This is a genomic window from Methanomicrobium sp. W14 (assembly GCF_017875315.1).
Classification (GTDB): Archaea; Halobacteriota; Methanomicrobia; order Methanomicrobiales; family Methanomicrobiaceae; genus Methanomicrobium.
The window spans coordinates 315,743-330,877 of the sequence record NZ_JAGGMM010000001.1; the positions used below are offsets into that span (position 1 = coordinate 315,743).

The window sequence follows — 15,135 nt, forward strand, 5'->3', positions numbered from 1 at the left end:
AGGTCTGGTTTGAGAGGAACAAAACGAAAATGCCCTGCATAAATCATGTTCACGTCTATCACCTCCCCCACCCGCCAAGTGCGAATATGGCGTCGTGGTCTCCCAAGGACGAAAAGAAAAGAGAGGCTTTGGAGGAGACGATAACGGATTTGGTTTTGGAATGCTTGGCCTTGTAGAGAGACTCTGAAAAAGTAGTGATTAAAGGATTTCTTGTACACAAGTTACTGCAAAAATGGGACTGACAGATCTACTCAGGTGAATGCAGGTTTAAGATGAATAAGAACATTAGCAAAAATATGACCCGTAGAATTTTGTAAACTGCGTTTTTATAAATAATTAAATAAAAATTTGAGAATCTATTGAGTCTGAAAAAATATTCTTATCCGGTTAAGGAAATTAAAGTCAGAATTATTCTTTACAATCCGGTTTTTGAAAAAAATAATCGTTTTTTATAGATCACTTTTTTTTAAGTGACAGGTCTGATTGAAAAAAAGAAAGCCCTGAGATCGGAATAGATTTTTAAACTTCTTACAGGAATTTTTTCTATGGGGGAAGGCTGAATTTTCATCCCACAATGGGCAATATTGTTCCTGAGATCCGTAATTGTGCCCCAAAGTCTGCAGAATGACTCTTTTTCATTATGGTGCATATTCAGAAACTCTGAAAATTCAGGAATGCTGTCAAAATTTCCATTCCTTTTTTCACGTATCAATGCACCCATTGCTCTCTCCGAATTCCTGCGGATACCTTCATCAAGCCATTCTTTGCAGTATTTACCGTGCCAAAGAATAAGGAGAGTGACCATGAATTCACGTGCAAGGGTCATGGACTGCATAAAAAGGTTCTTTTCGTTCATCAGTCCGATTAGTTCCAGTTGTTTTTCTGCATAATCCCATGTGATATTTCCATCAGGCGGTTTTTCTGTTATATATTTCTGCAACCCTGAGATCCTGTTTTCTATCGGGTCTATAAACGGGACAAAGAATTCCAGTTCAGCTTTGACCTGATCATAATCCCGGAATACTGCATTAGCTCTTTCAAGAGAGTCGGCCGGTCTTGAAAGCCGCACGGCGATTGTGAACTTATTCAGGTTATCAGACCATTTCTGGAGTTTTTTAGGGCCCTCATTGGGATTTGCCATTTCAAGGTGTACATTTTTGTTAATTTCCTGTATAAGACCTGAAATTTTACCGGCATCAAGAGACTCGGTAAAACTGTAAGCACCTGCTATCCAGTCTGATATCGAGACAAACAAGGTAAGATCCAGAATCGGACTTGACTTGACTCCTTTCTGGTAAGTACCATAAAGCACTTTTTCTATTTCCACTTTCCCGGTTGACCGGAGGTACGATGCGATTAGGTAACTTACAAATGGAATGGACCTGAATCCGTGAGTTATATCGAAAATTATCTTATCTTCGTCATTGACTTCACCTGAAATTATTCTGAATATTTCCCAGAGTTCTTCCTCGTTCATGCAATTTGGTATCATTACATTATTTGCAATGAACTTTTTTTCAGAGCATGAAGACTCAAGATTCTCTTTTATCTGGGGGTATGCACATTTATATGCCTCTTCAGTGGTGAATAGAACAGCCTCGTCAATTCCGGGGAAAAAATTGCATATTGCTTCTTGAATGCAGTCTGTGTTACAGGATTTGCCGTTTAATGTATATTCCGTTTTTTCATAATTCCCTGATCCGATAAATGAAAAAAGTTTCATTTTCCAATAAGCACCTCCAGAAGAGCCTGCCCGTGAGGAGTTACCTCATAATTATTTCCGATTTTATCAAAGATTCCATGACTTACCATCAGTTCAAGGTCGGATTTTTCCATACCTGCCCCGGAATTTGAGATTGAATGAATGAGGTAAACCAGATAATCGTCGGGAAACGGAAGAGTGGGTATACGGATTATCTCATATCCTGAACGGAGGGGAAAAAGTAGTGCATCATATTCAGATTTTTTCTTTTCATAAAGACGGTCACGTGCTTCTTCATTGAGACCGAAAAATTCAAGTATGTCCTTTCTAAGGTATTCTAACCGCTCGTTTAATACACTGACGTTTTTATTCACAATATGGAATACGCCGTCAACCTGTAGTATCTGACCGAGCAGAGCAAGGGTAACGCATTCATTTTTTCTTCCTCCGGCACAGTTCAGGAAGATTCTGTCGCAGTTGAAGTCTTCCCGCTCCCTGCGTATATTATGGGCTGCAAGAGACATGAAGGTAAAATTTTCTTCATTGTTTGATATATCATCAAATGAAAGTACCTCAGTATGGATTCTAAGCCAGGGATACTTTGAGGAAAGGCCTGCCGAGAGAAAATCTGCACCTGCAAGTACCATGTTGTTGTCGGTGGCTATTATGACCAGATCTGATACTGGAGCCCCGATACCGTCTATGAATGACGTTATCGCAGGCGGACTTAGTCCTAGTGGTGCTATCACTGCTGTTTTCATAGAATATTCATTCACCTGTATTGTGAATTGTAGGGTTTTTTAATTGATAAATTTATATTGCTGATCAAAACAGGTGACAGAATGGACTTAGTTATCAACGGTTACGGGGCTGTTCTCATGAAAAAAAGCAACAGATTTGTTGTAGAATGCAATGGAGAGAAAGAAGAGATTTCAACAGAGGATGTGGATCAGATTGTTATCTGCGATAGCGCAGTGGTGAGTACAGCGGCCCTTGCATGTGCTTCAGAAAGAGGTATAGATCTGGTTGTTATGAAAAAATCCGGACTTCCTGAATGCAGAGTTATTCCTGCGGATTTTGGAAAAATCGCCCGAATAAGGCGTTGTCAACTTCTGGCGTCTGAATCGGAGAATGGGTTTCTGATTATGAGGTCTATCATCAGTGCAAAGATCGTTAATATGTCAAATCTTATCCTGACCCTCTCTAAAACGAGGGATAATGTGAAACTCAGACGCCAGAAACTGAAACTGGACTCTTTTGCAGCCAAGGCAGAGAAAATTTCATTCGAGGACGGTTATAATGCGTTGAGAGGAGCGGAAGGCGCGGCATCATCGCTTTATTTTTCAGTTCTTGGTGAAGTGATTCCAAAGACCTTTTATTCCGGGAAGAGAAGTCAGCATCCTGCGGCTGATATCTTTAATTCGTATCTCAATTACTGTTACGGTGTTCTCTATAATGAAGTCGAAAGGGCCTGCATTTATTCCGGACTTGATCCCTGGACCGGCTTTATGCATGCTGACCGGTCCAAAAACAAGTCCTTTATATATGATTGCGTTGAGCAGTTCAGGCAACCGGTCGCAGACAGGCTTATCATCACGATGGCAGTCAGAAACCGCTTTTCTGCCGGAGATGTAGACAATTCATTTTTCCTTACCAACATTGGGAGAAGAAAGGCTATCGGTGAAATTATTGCCCGTCTTGACGATGAAAGAACAATTCTGGGTAAAAAAACAACTTTTCGAAAAGTTATAAGGGAGAACATCAGGTTACTTGCGGGTTGCCTTGCAGAAGGTACGGAATATGTGCCTTTTACTTATAAATGGAATTAAAGGAGCAGTTATAATGTTTATCTGGGTTATGTATGATATTGGCGATACTCATGTGAGGACAAAAATTAGCGAAGATTGCAGGGATTTTGGTCTTGAGCGTTTTCAGAAAAGTGTGTTTTTCGGTGAGGCGACGGACGGATTAATGCAAAGACTTGCAGAAACACTGAAATCCAGAATGAAGGAAAGGGATGAGGAAAGAAAATCAGACAGTATTCTTGTATTTACTATGTGTAAATCCTGCCTTGAGAAGAAGATCGTTATCGGAAAGAGGTTCAACGAGGACGATTACAGAAAGAAAAACTGCCTTATCATTGGGTAATTGCCGCAAAAACCCTCAGGTAGATTTGGACGAAGAAATAGTTGGTGAAATATTTCCGGTTACTAAAGGAAATACAGAAAAATACAATGGACTGGTTCATAAATCGGTTTTTTTGTATCTCTCAAAGACGATATATTGAAATATGAAAAGTATGTCTTTAAATACCCGGTTCTGAAAAACCAACATGCCTTTTATATATGTCTGAGTTGATCTCTTAACTGCAAAGGTATTTGCCAGATCAGGACAGATTTGATGCCGTTGCAGAATGTATTCCAACAAAACAAGGATTGCAACTACATAATAACCGTTGTGTGTATTTGTATCGTTATGCTCCCAGTTGCAGAATGTATTCCAACAAAACAAGGATTGCAACGGCACTATTGCAGCCTTTCCATCCCGGATTGATTCAGTTGCAGAATGTATTCCAACAAAACAAGGATTGCAACAACTCATTTTTCCGGGGATCATAACGTACAGGGATATAGTCGTGTTGCAGAATGTATTCCAACAAAACAAGGATTGCAACTTTATGTTCTGATTGTTATTCCGGATAGTATAATCAGGAAGTTGCAGAATGTATTCCAACAAAACAAGGATTGCAACAATATCCTCTCTGTTTCAGCCATGTGCAAATTTCAAGTTGCAGAATGTATTCCAACAAAACAAGGATTGCAACAACTTGGCCTCGTTAGCCTTGAATGCCTGACTGAACGTTAAATAAGTATAGAATATATCCCAATGAAAATAAAAATTGAAATCCCCTGGGCTACATCTTTAATTATTCATTTTCTGTGGTATGATAGATTCTACTAAACTAAGGTTCTATGAATAATGCAGTCAGGAGAATGGGGTGCAGAAAAATTATGAAGCGGACTCCTGGCGCCGTGCAGGTATTCCTGTTTCGGTTATAATACTGAATTGCTGTTCTTTTGTATGGCCCGCATGGTATTATCCAAAATCTTTATATCTTCAAAAATCAAAACAGATTTTATACCATAGCTTGTGCTGTGGGACTATGCTTTTTACAGACTGTTTTCTGACCGTATAACCGACAATTCTGATATTTTTTCAGGACACGGCAGAGGATTAAAATGTTTACTTTAGTTACGCTTTTCAATAAAGTGTAACTGCAAAATTCTGACTGCATAGCCGGAAAAATATTAAATCCGCATTTTTATTCTGACTAGATTCTGAAAATCAATTATTCAGATTTCTTCGTTTTATGGCGGAAATTAGGGTATAACAGGTGAGACCATGGAAAAATTTGTAAATTGTGATATTGAAAAAAAGGGACCTGTTAAAAAAGCAGGCAGAATATTAAAAAAACGTCTGTTTGTTTTTGCTATGGCAGCAGTCCTTCTGATGACTGTTATTATGACATCAGGCTGCGTTCAAATGACTGAAAATGTCAGAGTATCATCAGATGCAACGATAAATTACATAAAACTGACAATAACAACAAATCCGGCAATATATAGTCTGATTTCCGAGAATTGCAAAAAAGAGGGCTATTCAAATCTTCAGGAATATATTAAAGCGAAGAACCCCGACATATCGTATTCTGAAGACTGGAGCGGCGATGAAGTGACAATAACAACGGAACTAAAGAACGGAACGTGGACTCCTTTACCCGACAGTAAACGCATTATTACTGATGACGGAAGTACTATCACGTACATTGACAATACTTTCGTAAGTGAAAACAATGAGTTGGAAAAATACAGCTCTTCACAGTATTTCTTACTATACAATGCCATGATGGATTCAGTCAAAATTGATTTATATCTTGAAATGCCCGCCGAAATAATAGATTCAAATGCTCAGTACGTCGACGACAACAAGGCGGAGTGGCACCTTGGCGGAACGACATTCTCAAGTACGCCGATATATGCTAAAAGCAAAAAAGGCTTTGTACTGTCGCCTGAGACAATAATTATCGCAGGATGCATTATCTTCATCATTGCAGTGGCGGCGGTTGTGTTGAGGAGAAGGTATAGAAAAAGAGAATATTATTAAAATCAGGTCGATAAGACCACTTGAAATTTTTTTCCGGTTGTATGAAAAAGCCAAAAACCGGAGTAAGAATACAAATTAAAAAAATCTCTTAAAATTACTTTTGATAGCTCGTAAAATGATGGAATTATGTACATTTTCATAAAAAAAGACAAATAGTTAGGTTTAAGGTATGAAAAAAAGATTATCAACTGTGGACGAGACAGAGATTAACAGGATAGTAACTGCAGCTCTGTTCCATGATATTGGTAAGTTCAGCCAGCGGGCCGGAGAAGGACTGACCGGCAAATACGAAGCCTTTAACGAGGAAAAGTATGGCAAAAACGGGGCGCACGCCAAATGGAGCGCTCAGTTCATTAATCAATACTTCCCTGATGTTATAGTTGAAGACCTCGTCCTTTGTCATCATAATCCTGCCGCATCTGCTTCAAAGAACTATGCAAAGATCATTCAGGATGCAGACCGTCTCTCTTCGGCAATGGACCGAAGAGAGAGGAAAGATAAAGAAAAGGGCGATGTCAGGAAAGAACCGTTAAAAAGCATTTTTCCATCCATCGGAAAAAAGAATGAGACTGGGACTGACAATGCGATGTACTACCCGGTTTCAGAACTTGATCTTAGTGAGAATATATTTCCAAAAAGTCTGGATGAAATTAAAAGGTATAACTATACATTCAGAGAACAGTATAAAAGGCTCTGGAAAGGATTTACGGAACAATGCAGAAATCTGGACAAAAAACCCGATGTCGGGACAACCCTTGCTCTTCTGAAGAGATATACTTCCAAGATTCCATCCGCAGTATATGTCAATGATCCGGATATCCCGTTGTTTGACCATTCAAAGACAACCGCCGCTATTGCACATGCACTTGCAGCGTCCAGCGATAAAACCCGGCCGTACCTCCTTATTCAGGGGGACATCTCCGGGATTCAGGACTTCATATTTAATGTGGTCACACCCGAGGATGCACGGAAAAAAATGGCGAAAAGGCTTAGGGGAAGATCCTTCTGGCTTGTATTGTTTTCAGATGCCATAGTCACAGAAATTTGCAGAGAACTGACACTGACGCCGGTATCGGTGCTATGGGACACTGGCGGAAAATTTGTAATCCTAGCACCGAACACCCCTGAAAATCGTGACATGGTTGAAAAGCTTGCGGCAAAAGTCAACAGGGAGCTCCTTCAGAAATTCGGAGGAAGGATATATCTTGCAACAGGACTTGTCGATGCCGGAAAGGACGATATACGTGAATTCCAAACAACACTTAGAAGACTTACTGAAGAAGTGGCAAAAAAGAAGTCACAAAAATTTCTTGACTGCGGAATAAGATTTGAACCTGTCGGGCAGAACGCGTCAATTAAAAAGTTTTGTCCTGTCTGCGGAAGCTTACTTGACGATCAAGATCACTGCCGGTCCTGTCTGGTTCATGATTATATCGGGACAAAAATTGCAGGGTCTGAATATCTAGTCAGGAGAAGGGATGCATCTCTGCCGGTTTCATATAGAGACTACGGTCTGAATGTTTCTTATGATCTCATAAAAGCAGAAAAAAAAGTTTATGACAGCAATACAGATGTTTTTTCGTTAAACAGTACTGATTTCACAGTGAAAGGTAAAGGAGAGAGAGGATTCAGGTTTATCGGAAATACTGTCCCGAAGTACAATAAGGAGATCCTTACTTTCAGTGATATAGCAAAGCTTTCAAAAGGGGCACCAAAACTGGGAATTCTGAAAGCAGATGTAGACAACCTGGGGAAACTTTTTGCATTTGGAATTCCTGAAAATGACAGAAGTATTTCAAGAATTCATACATTCAGCGATCAGCTCCAGCTTTTCTTTGCAGGATACCTGAACAGAATCTGTGAAGAGTTCTGTGTTTATCATGATCTTTGTTCCGAATGCGCTGAAAAGTTCAGAAACGATATTATAAAGATAACCCGTGAGAGAGAAGACGGCGGAAAACCCCAGAAATTTGAATTTTACAGGCTTTCAAAAGATGAAAAACCCTGTGAGAAATGTTTGGGTAAAAAGATTCCTGCCGTATATATCACATATTCTGGCGGGGACGATCTCCTGATAATTGCACCGTGGGACATCGCATTAGAGCTTGCCGGAAAAATATATTCTGAATTCAGGCGTTTTACATGTGAAAATCCTGTGATTACACTTTCTGCGGGAGTTGAGATAACTTCTCCCAGACTGCCGATCTCCCGTGGGGTTGCATATGCCGACATGCGTCTTGAGAATGCTAAAGAGAATGGAAAAAACAGGATTTCAGTCTTCGACGAATGCCTGATCTGGAAAGATGAAGAACTGACTTCCCATGAAAAGAGCTATTTCAGGGTTATTGAGACTGCAAGAGATCTTGAAGATGCAGTTTGCCTAAATAAGGTGTCCAGAGGGATGATCTATTCCTTCCTGAGGCTGTGGAATCAGACATGGGGTGATACTACTAAAACCGGGTGCACCTTTGAGAATGCGATGAATGCAAGAGTGAACAGGAAACGGTTCGTGCCTCACCTGAAGTATATGATGAAACGCAATATCAGGGACACTGCGGTAAGAAGTGAAGTCGAAAAATTGATCTCGCCTGATATGTTTGGGTGGATCAAACTGCCTGTCTACTGGACAAGCCTTAGAATGAGAAAGAGAGAGGAGATGTGAAGAGATGAGTTATGAAAGATCGAGATATAAAAATGAGTATGAACCAAAACAAAATTCCAGACGTGGGAATAGTGAATTTGAGGATATTCTTAAGCCGCTTAAAGAAGCTCCTGATCTGGGTTCCATCTCGATTGAGGATATTGCAAAGCCGGACGGGATTGCTGAAAAAGTTGCAAAACAGCTTAAATCCAACAGATCAGAGCTGAATCCAACGCAGCTCCGAAAATATTTTGACAGTATCATTAAGATTCAGGAAAAGATCTCAGAATCCGGCTGGGAGTCTGCAAAATCCGGCTACTATATGCTCTATCCCACACTTGCGTATGCAAAAGGAAGAAAGACGATTCCCGGAGATTTCTATAATTTCTGTACTTTATGTCTCGATAAAATCCCTTCTAAAACTGGAGATCAGGCTTCTGCAGAAAATTTCAAAAAATTCGTATCGGTTATGGAATCGCTGGTTGCATACTCCAAGTATTATGAGAAGGAGTGAATGAAATGGATTTTAAGAGAAACTATCTGATAAAAGGAAAGATTAACTGCAAAACAGGCATTCATATCGGAGGGATAGCCGAATCCATAAAGATCGGCGGTACTGATTCTCCGGTTGTAATTGACAGGATATCAGGACTGCCCTATATTCCCGGTTCATCCATAAAAGGAAAGATGAGATCTCTTCTTGAACAGAGAAACATGGATAAATGGGGAGGAAAAAACGGAGGGGTTCATAATTGTGATAAGGAAGACTGTGACCTCTGTGTAACCTTCGGGCGTGGAGCAAAGGACGGGTTTTTGTCAGGTCCGACCAGGCTTATAGTGAGGGATTCTTTCCCTGACGTTGCCACTAAGGATCTATGGGAATCCAAAGAGGATATCATGCACGGGACAGAAGTGAAAGGAGAAAATTTCCTGAATCGGATTTCTTCAGCGGCAACTCCAAGATTTATCGAGCGTGTGCCCGCCGGTTCAAAATTTGATTTTGAAATGATCTTTTCAGAGTATGAAGAGAAGGATAAGGAAAGACTGAAGATCATCTTTGAAGCGATGGACATGCTTGAGGACAACTATCTGGGAGCGTCCGGTTCAAGGGGGTATGGGAAGATAAGTTTTGAAGATGTGGAACTTCTCGAAAAGACTAAGGACTCATATATAGAAGGCAGGGACTGGACAACAGTCAAGTCAGCAGAAGGAAAGAGCAGAGTGCGTGAGATCAGGCAGGCGCTTTAAATTCCGATAATTTTGGAAGTGGCGCAATGTATGCAGTATACATATATCCTGAATCGCTTTTTCCGTCAAGCATCCCGTCTAATACAATATTCGGAGCACTATGCAGTGCATTTTCAGAGTTAGGCTTTGATGTGGATGGATTGCTGAGTTGTTATCCTGACAATCCGCCGTTTCTTATGTCTTCTGGCATACCGTGTGAGAAGAGAGACAACGGGTCAGTTGTGCACTTCTTCCCTATGCCGAAAATTCCATCTGCGAAGATACCTGATGAAAGTAATTTCGACGCATTCAAAAAGTTCAAAAAAGTGAGGTTCCTCCACGAGGATATTTTTCTGAAGCTTTCGAAAGGCGAACTGAAGTCCGCCGGAATCATGAACTTTGAAAAGGAATACTGTATTAAATCCTCAGGGATTCTTATCCCTAAAGGTGATGATTTCCATCGGGAGCAGTTAGCGGCAGATGTGCCGCATAATCAGATCAACAGGATGTCTTCTGAATCTGAACAGTTCTTCTATTCAGAGGGCTGTTTTTACAAAGAAGGAAGCGGCTTTTGTATATTGGTTGATCTCATTGATGATTCATGGAAGGATAAAATAAATGCCGGGTTTTCTTTCCTGAAAGACAGGGGAATAGGAAAAGAGATCTCAGTTGGAGGAGGATCTTTTGAGATTGAATTCGGTGAATACACACTCCCTGAGGTTGAAACAGAGTATCTGACATCAATATCACGTTATCTGCCCGAGGATATTGAACAGTTCAATGGCGGGATATGGTATGATCCTGTAACTATTCATGGCAGAAGTACGGACGGTTTTATGAAAAAACAGGTTATAATGCTAAAAGAAGGTTCTGTATTCAGGAATACAGGGAAAAAGTATTATGGATCTGTTGCAATGGTAAGGGAAAACCCACCGGTTGTTGAATACGGTATGGCCTTTACAGTTCCATGGGGAGGGATTTAATGACGGAACTAATGGTCAGGACATTAACACCTGTACACATCGGGACAGGACAGGTTTATACGCCTTACGAATTTGTCTTTCATAAAGGTACAAAATCAGGTAAAAATTTTGTTGCAAGGGTTGATATGGATAAGTTTTACCGCTCGCTCAGTGAAGATAAAAAATCCGTATATATCAACAGGGTGAGATCAGATAATGATTTCACCCTTGAAAGATTTTTCAGGGACGAGCGGATAGATAATCTAAAAGATGTTTTCAGGTATCTTGCCGAGAGAACGGGTGCAATACTGCCGAACAATATTAAAGATATTCGTGAATGTATAAAAACAGCAGATATTGCATATATTCCCGGATCCAGCATCAAAGGTGCGGTCAGGACGGCACTTCTGTGGAAGTATTTCTCCAGAAGATCTGATGAATTGGTTCAAAAACTCAGTTCTGAAATTAGTGACCGGACTAATAGGAAACGAATCGGAAAGAATCTGACTGATAATGTATTTTCGTATCAACACGAAAGGAGATACGACCCTAGAAATGATATAATGAAATTTTTGCTGGTGTCGGATTTTATGCCCGAAAAAAATAATCGCATCTCAGTTCAGAGTATCAAAACGTGGTCGCTTGGTAGGCAGGGTATGGCTCAAAAAGATTTTCCTGTTTATGCTGAATGCATAAAAAAAGGTTCCGCTTTCAGTGGAAGTATATCCGTTTCGGACCAGTTCAATGCTGTAAAAGCTGATGATAGAAAACAAATTGAAGAGAAATTTGAATCTTTCGGGCTTCAGGATTTTTATGATGGGGAAAATCTGGTTTCAGAAATAAAAAATGTTGTATCTGAGTTCAACAGGGCCGCTTTTGAAAAGGAGTCTCACCTGCTGGAAAAGATTCGGATAAAAGAATCAGAGTATGATATGATCCTCAGAAAAAATCTGAATACTATCAAAAGCCGGATGGATAATGGAAATCTGATCCGGGTCGGTTTTGGGACAGGTACTCTTTATCAGACAATAATGGGGATTGTGGAGGATAATGACCCTGATCTGTTTGCAAAAATTGTAACTGATCTGAAACTTGGAAAATATCCCCGGCAATATGATGGTTTGGAAATTTCCCCTCCTTATCCCAAGAGTGTAGAGATTACAATGTCATACACACCTGCGGGGTGGATGGAATGGTAAACAGAACCCGGAGATCCGATGAAATATAAGACGCTTTATCTGGTCCTTAAAACCGACAGACCTGTGAAGGAGGAGGCTACTCAGCTTAGAGGTTATATAGGGAATGTCTTCTCCGAATACCCGGTACTTCATAACCATATGGGTTCTCCTGTCCTGACCTACCCGCGTGTGCAGTATAAGATGGTAGGAAAAACTCCTTCCATTTTTGGTATAGAAGAAGGTGCGGATGTCATAAAGAAAATATCCGGGGAGATAAATGAGCTTGATCTGCTGGGGAGCAGATATGAGGTTACTAAAAGAACAATTCATGAAAGATCGGTTGATATAGATATCACCCCCAAGCCTGTCAGCTACAGGTTTCTTTCTCCATGGCTTGCACTTAACTCAAAGAATTATGAGAGTTATAATAAGATTTCCGACTGGAAGAAGAGAAAGGAATTTCTAAACAAAATCCTGACGGGCAATATACTCTCGATGGCAAAAGGGCTTGGCATTGTTGTCGAGAACCGACTGTATGTTCATTCGAAAATCGATTCTGTTCAGACACGCTACAAAAGTGTAGGTATGACTGGATTTACGGGGGAGTTCAGAGTAAATTTCTCCCTTCCTGAATACTGTGGTCTTGGAAAAGGAGTATCACAGGGTTTTGGTGCTCTCCGCGTGGAAAATCACAACCTTTTGGAATGAGGAAAGGAGCAACTTTTTTATACAGAAAGTATGCCCTTATAAACAGAGATCTGAGATCCTGTCATTCCCTTTATATATCACTGAAAAAAGCACGAAGGTAAATGACCATTTGTCTTATTCAGGCAAATTTGATGCGGTTGCAGAATTAATTCCATTAAAACAAGGATTTCAACGGAACCCCCCCCAAGAAATGGTAGATCAATCTGATGGAGTTGCAGAATTAATTCCATTAAAACAAGGATTTCAACAACAAATGGAATTACTGATAGATGGTCGAGATTACTATACTTCTTGGAGTAATTGGTATACTACTTACCATAATTGTCACATTTACCTTTTATGAGATACAGAGACGACAGAGTATAAAACAACTCAACTATCAAAAAGAACAATTTGAGGCAATTCTTTTAATAATCAGAGCGACGTTAGAAAAAATGAGCATTGTGGAAATGAATTCACAAAGAACCGAATATATTGAAAAAAGTGTTGCAGGAGTCTCTGAAACGTTCAGAAGCTTAAATCAGATCGACCAGTTGACTGGAAAAAAAGTATTATGGGTCGATGATCATCCCGAATGGAATCATTATGAAAGAATTGCATTCGAGGTTCTAGGCATTGGGATCACGTGTAGTTTAAGTACAGATGACGCCTTAGCCCAATTAAAAACAGGAAACATTGATTTAATAATCTCAGATGTCTTTTCAGATGTAGGAATAGCAAAAGGTTTTGAATTATTGCATAAAGTAAAAGCGATTAATTCACAAATACCAGTTGTGTTTTATACAGGACATGTCACCGACGAATTGGCGGACGAAGCAAAAAAATTAGGTGCGTATGGAATCGAGGATATACCTGCCAGATTATCCGGTACCGTTCTTAAAGTTCTACTAAAAATTTAATTTATGAGGGAATCGATGAAATTGAGTCTTCTCGTGGGATTTAAATGAGAAATATCGCACGACGGGGTCGATAGCAACCGCGAGAGCTACACAGTAAAGATCGTCTTCGAAGACGATACGGCAGAACAGGCCGGAATGCTTTCCGTCAAGTGCTCCAGTGTTTCTTCAATGAGCAGTGCTGCCGTCGCAATCCTGGCCGCTTTTGAGACTTGGGCCGACACCGTGACTGACCCCCCAACTGAAAAAAACGGGCCAGTCAGAAATTTAACACAGACCCTTTGTGCCCGCATAACAGATTTATTATTGCAGAAATCGTAATAGTACATTACCGGAAAAAAGTTTAACATATAATAAGTTATAACCTCAAAAGAGGTGAAATCAGGTTTTATGAAATTCAGAGTCATCATAGAAATGGACGAAGACGGAATTTTTGTCGCCGAATGCCCGTCCCTTCCGGGCTGCATATCCCAAGGAAAAACCAGGGCCGAAGCACTTGAAAACATAAAAGACGCTGCAAAAGGGTACCTGGAAAGCCTGAAGAAACACAATGAACCTATTCCCCCGTCAATATATGAAGAAACCGTAGAAATAAGCGCCTGATATATGCCAAAATTACCTGTACTATCCTACATTGAAGTAATAAAGGCACTAAATAAAATCGGTTACGAAATCGACCATCAGACCGGCAGCCATATAATTCTGAGGCAGGATACAGAACCTTATCGAAGGCTTACCATTCCAAACCACAAGGAAATTTCAAAAGGAACGATAAACAGCATCATCAGACAGGCAGGGCTAACAAGAGACGAATTTATAAAACTATTATAGCCTTCATAAGATATTTCGAGCCTTGTATATTCGTTGCAAAAACTGGTATGATTGGCGCAGCCAATCATGCCTGGTTCCTGAAAATTCCAACGTGATTTTCATGGTAAGAACCTGGGAAAAAAGTTATTTCACTATTCATCCCGGGATACGCCCTGTCTTTTTCAGTCAGGCGGTACTTTTGTTTCGGGCCGCTGGGCTTTTTCCGGAATTGTCATCTCAATCAGACCTTCTTCAAGAGCGGGATGCATATAATTGTCCCTGAATGTCTTTCAGTGCTTAATATCCGGGACTATTTTGTAAATTCAAGTGTAATTATTTAGTAAAAATCAATCATGAAATCTTAATTTTTTATGATTAAATAGAGAAAAATTATTCCCTTGACAGGAACAATAGCAGAGTATAGTTTTTAAGAAAACTCAAAAGAGAACAGATACCATCTGTAAATATGCTGATATGGGGATTCGAACCCCAGTCGCAGGAGTGAGAGTCCTGCATGATTGGCCGACTACACTATATCAGCTTAAAATTGTGTATATTAAGTTGTCAGAATTACTACTTAAAGTTTGATAATCGGGTTTAATAGTCCCTCAGTTTAAAAATCCGAAAAATATTCTCTTTTTTAGCATTTCTTTTGGCATCTTTGCATGCTTACATCTTTTTGGCAAATGTAACCTTCATAAATCTATATCATCCCGCCGCCGTAAAAGACCTTTAAAAAAAGTGGAAAAAGTGAACCTAAAAAGAAGTAAAAAAAGTGAACCCTTTATTTTTTATTTTTACCGGCATAATTTCCAGTTAATTCCCGGTATTACCTGCCTGACTTTGC

The 15,135-nt window shown here is 40.0% G+C and carries 16 protein-coding genes, 1 tRNA gene and 1 CRISPR repeat array; of the genes, 12 read left to right on the top strand and 5 right to left on the bottom strand.

From position 1 onward, the window contains the following. Positions 1 to 58: 58 nt before the first annotated feature. The 3 genes from J2128_RS01635 to J2128_RS01645 form a co-directional block, all read right to left on the bottom strand. Positions 59 to 220, bottom strand: a complete 162-nt coding sequence (locus J2128_RS01635) for a hypothetical protein (RefSeq protein WP_209689093.1) — start codon at positions 218 to 220, stop codon at positions 59 to 61. A gap of 246 nt (positions 221 to 466) precedes the next feature. After that, the gene (gene csx2 / locus J2128_RS01640; protein WP_209689095.1) at positions 467 to 1,723 is read right to left on the bottom strand and encodes a TIGR02221 family CRISPR-associated protein; all 1,257 of its coding nucleotides are present in this window, start codon (positions 1,721 to 1,723) and stop codon (positions 467 to 469) included. Continuing rightward, complete coding sequence (locus J2128_RS01645) at positions 1,720 to 2,463, bottom strand: CRISPR-associated protein Csx14 (RefSeq protein ID WP_209689097.1); 744 nt, start codon at positions 2,461 to 2,463, stop codon at positions 1,720 to 1,722. The genes csx2 and J2128_RS01645 overlap by 4 nt, the downstream gene beginning before the upstream one ends. An 81-nt stretch (positions 2,464 to 2,544) precedes the next feature. Here J2128_RS01645 and cas1 point away from each other — a divergent pair, with 81 nt between their 5' ends. The 12 genes from cas1 to J2128_RS01705 all read left to right on the top strand — a co-directional run bounded on the left by cas1 (position 2,545) and on the right by J2128_RS01705 (position 14,309). Next, the gene (cas1, locus tag J2128_RS01650; RefSeq protein ID WP_209689099.1) at positions 2,545 to 3,531 is read left to right on the top strand and encodes a CRISPR-associated endonuclease Cas1; all 987 of its coding nucleotides are present in this window, start codon (positions 2,545 to 2,547) and stop codon (positions 3,529 to 3,531) included. Between the two features lie 13 nt (positions 3,532 to 3,544). Then, positions 3,545 to 3,850: a CRISPR-associated endonuclease Cas2 gene (gene cas2, locus J2128_RS01655; protein WP_209689101.1), complete on the top strand. Its 306-nt coding sequence runs from the start codon at positions 3,545 to 3,547 to the stop codon at positions 3,848 to 3,850. A 257-nt stretch (positions 3,851 to 4,107) separates the two neighbouring features. After that, a CRISPR array of direct repeats spans positions 4,108 to 4,526; the repeat unit is 37 nt; unit sequence GTTGCAGAATGTATTCCAACAAAACAAGGATTGCAAC. 578 nt (positions 4,527 to 5,104) lie between these two features. Next, the gene (locus J2128_RS01660) at positions 5,105 to 5,866 is read left to right on the top strand and encodes a hypothetical protein (protein ID WP_209689103.1); all 762 of its coding nucleotides are present in this window, start codon (positions 5,105 to 5,107) and stop codon (positions 5,864 to 5,866) included. 169 nt (positions 5,867 to 6,035) lie between these two features. Then, positions 6,036 to 8,528: a type III-A CRISPR-associated protein Cas10/Csm1 gene (gene cas10, locus J2128_RS01665; protein ID WP_209689105.1), complete on the top strand. Its 2,493-nt coding sequence runs from the start codon at positions 6,036 to 6,038 to the stop codon at positions 8,526 to 8,528. 4 nt (positions 8,529 to 8,532) lie between these two features. After that, entirely contained in the window at positions 8,533 to 9,021 is a 489-nt protein-coding gene (gene csm2, locus J2128_RS01670) for a type III-A CRISPR-associated protein Csm2 (RefSeq protein WP_209689107.1), read from the top strand. 5 nt (positions 9,022 to 9,026) lie between these two features. Beyond that, positions 9,027 to 9,755, top strand: a complete 729-nt coding sequence (gene csm3 / locus J2128_RS01675; RefSeq protein ID WP_209689110.1) for a type III-A CRISPR-associated RAMP protein Csm3 — start codon at positions 9,027 to 9,029, stop codon at positions 9,753 to 9,755. A gap of 26 nt (positions 9,756 to 9,781) precedes the next feature. Continuing rightward, the gene (csm4, locus tag J2128_RS01680; RefSeq protein WP_209689112.1) at positions 9,782 to 10,717 is read left to right on the top strand and encodes a type III-A CRISPR-associated RAMP protein Csm4; all 936 of its coding nucleotides are present in this window, start codon (positions 9,782 to 9,784) and stop codon (positions 10,715 to 10,717) included. Then, positions 10,717 to 11,895, top strand: a complete 1,179-nt coding sequence (csm5, locus tag J2128_RS01685) for a type III-A CRISPR-associated RAMP protein Csm5 (protein WP_209689113.1) — start codon at positions 10,717 to 10,719, stop codon at positions 11,893 to 11,895. Before csm4 ends, csm5 begins: the two co-directional genes overlap by 1 nt. A gap of 18 nt (positions 11,896 to 11,913) precedes the next feature. After that, complete coding sequence (locus J2128_RS01690) at positions 11,914 to 12,582, top strand: CRISPR-associated endonuclease Cas6 (protein ID WP_209689114.1); 669 nt, start codon at positions 11,914 to 11,916, stop codon at positions 12,580 to 12,582. A 269-nt stretch (positions 12,583 to 12,851) separates the two neighbouring features. Next, a complete protein-coding gene (locus J2128_RS01695; protein ID WP_209689115.1) occupies positions 12,852 to 13,481 on the top strand; it encodes a response regulator in 630 nt (209 codons plus the stop codon). A 387-nt stretch (positions 13,482 to 13,868) separates the two neighbouring features. Beyond that, positions 13,869 to 14,081, top strand: coding sequence for a type II toxin-antitoxin system HicB family antitoxin (locus tag J2128_RS01700; RefSeq protein WP_013329109.1), 213 nt, complete (start codon positions 13,869 to 13,871; stop codon positions 14,079 to 14,081). A 3-nt stretch (positions 14,082 to 14,084) separates the two neighbouring features. Then, the gene (locus J2128_RS01705) at positions 14,085 to 14,309 is read left to right on the top strand and encodes a type II toxin-antitoxin system HicA family toxin (protein WP_209689116.1); all 225 of its coding nucleotides are present in this window, start codon (positions 14,085 to 14,087) and stop codon (positions 14,307 to 14,309) included. 161 nt (positions 14,310 to 14,470) lie between these two features. On the opposite strand, the gene J2128_RS12995 is transcribed toward J2128_RS01705, so the two are convergent. Both J2128_RS12995 and J2128_RS01710 read right to left on the bottom strand, forming a co-directional pair. After that, positions 14,471 to 14,557, bottom strand: coding sequence for a hypothetical protein (locus J2128_RS12995; protein WP_394357554.1), 87 nt, complete (start codon positions 14,555 to 14,557; stop codon positions 14,471 to 14,473). 198 nt (positions 14,558 to 14,755) lie between these two features. Then, a tRNA-Glu gene (locus J2128_RS01710) sits at positions 14,756 to 14,829 on the bottom strand. Positions 14,830 to 15,135 lie beyond the last annotated feature (306 nt).

Coding starts and splice junctions, on each gene's coding strand:
- csx2 (WP_209689095.1), bottom strand. CDS start 1,723: ATGAAACTTTTTTCATTTATCGGATCAGGGAATTATGAAAAAACGGAA.
- J2128_RS01645 (WP_209689097.1), bottom strand. CDS start 2,463: ATGAAAACAGCAGTGATAGCACCACTAGGACTAAGTCCGCCTGCGATA.
- cas1 (WP_209689099.1), top strand. CDS start 2,545: ATGGACTTAGTTATCAACGGTTACGGGGCTGTTCTCATGAAAAAAAGC.
- cas2 (WP_209689101.1), top strand. CDS start 3,545: ATGTTTATCTGGGTTATGTATGATATTGGCGATACTCATGTGAGGACA.
- J2128_RS01660 (WP_209689103.1), top strand. CDS start 5,105: ATGGAAAAATTTGTAAATTGTGATATTGAAAAAAAGGGACCTGTTAAA.
- cas10 (WP_209689105.1), top strand. CDS start 6,036: ATGAAAAAAAGATTATCAACTGTGGACGAGACAGAGATTAACAGGATA.
- csm2 (WP_209689107.1), top strand. CDS start 8,533: ATGAGTTATGAAAGATCGAGATATAAAAATGAGTATGAACCAAAACAA.
- csm3 (WP_209689110.1), top strand. CDS start 9,027: ATGGATTTTAAGAGAAACTATCTGATAAAAGGAAAGATTAACTGCAAA.
- csm4 (WP_209689112.1), top strand. CDS start 9,782: ATGTATGCAGTATACATATATCCTGAATCGCTTTTTCCGTCAAGCATC.
- csm5 (WP_209689113.1), top strand. CDS start 10,717: ATGACGGAACTAATGGTCAGGACATTAACACCTGTACACATCGGGACA.
- J2128_RS01690 (WP_209689114.1), top strand. CDS start 11,914: ATGAAATATAAGACGCTTTATCTGGTCCTTAAAACCGACAGACCTGTG.
- J2128_RS01695 (WP_209689115.1), top strand. CDS start 12,852: ATGGTCGAGATTACTATACTTCTTGGAGTAATTGGTATACTACTTACC.
- J2128_RS01700 (WP_013329109.1), top strand. CDS start 13,869: ATGAAATTCAGAGTCATCATAGAAATGGACGAAGACGGAATTTTTGTC.
- J2128_RS01705 (WP_209689116.1), top strand. CDS start 14,085: ATGCCAAAATTACCTGTACTATCCTACATTGAAGTAATAAAGGCACTA.
- J2128_RS12995 (WP_394357554.1), bottom strand. CDS start 14,557: ATGCATCCCGCTCTTGAAGAAGGTCTGATTGAGATGACAATTCCGGAA.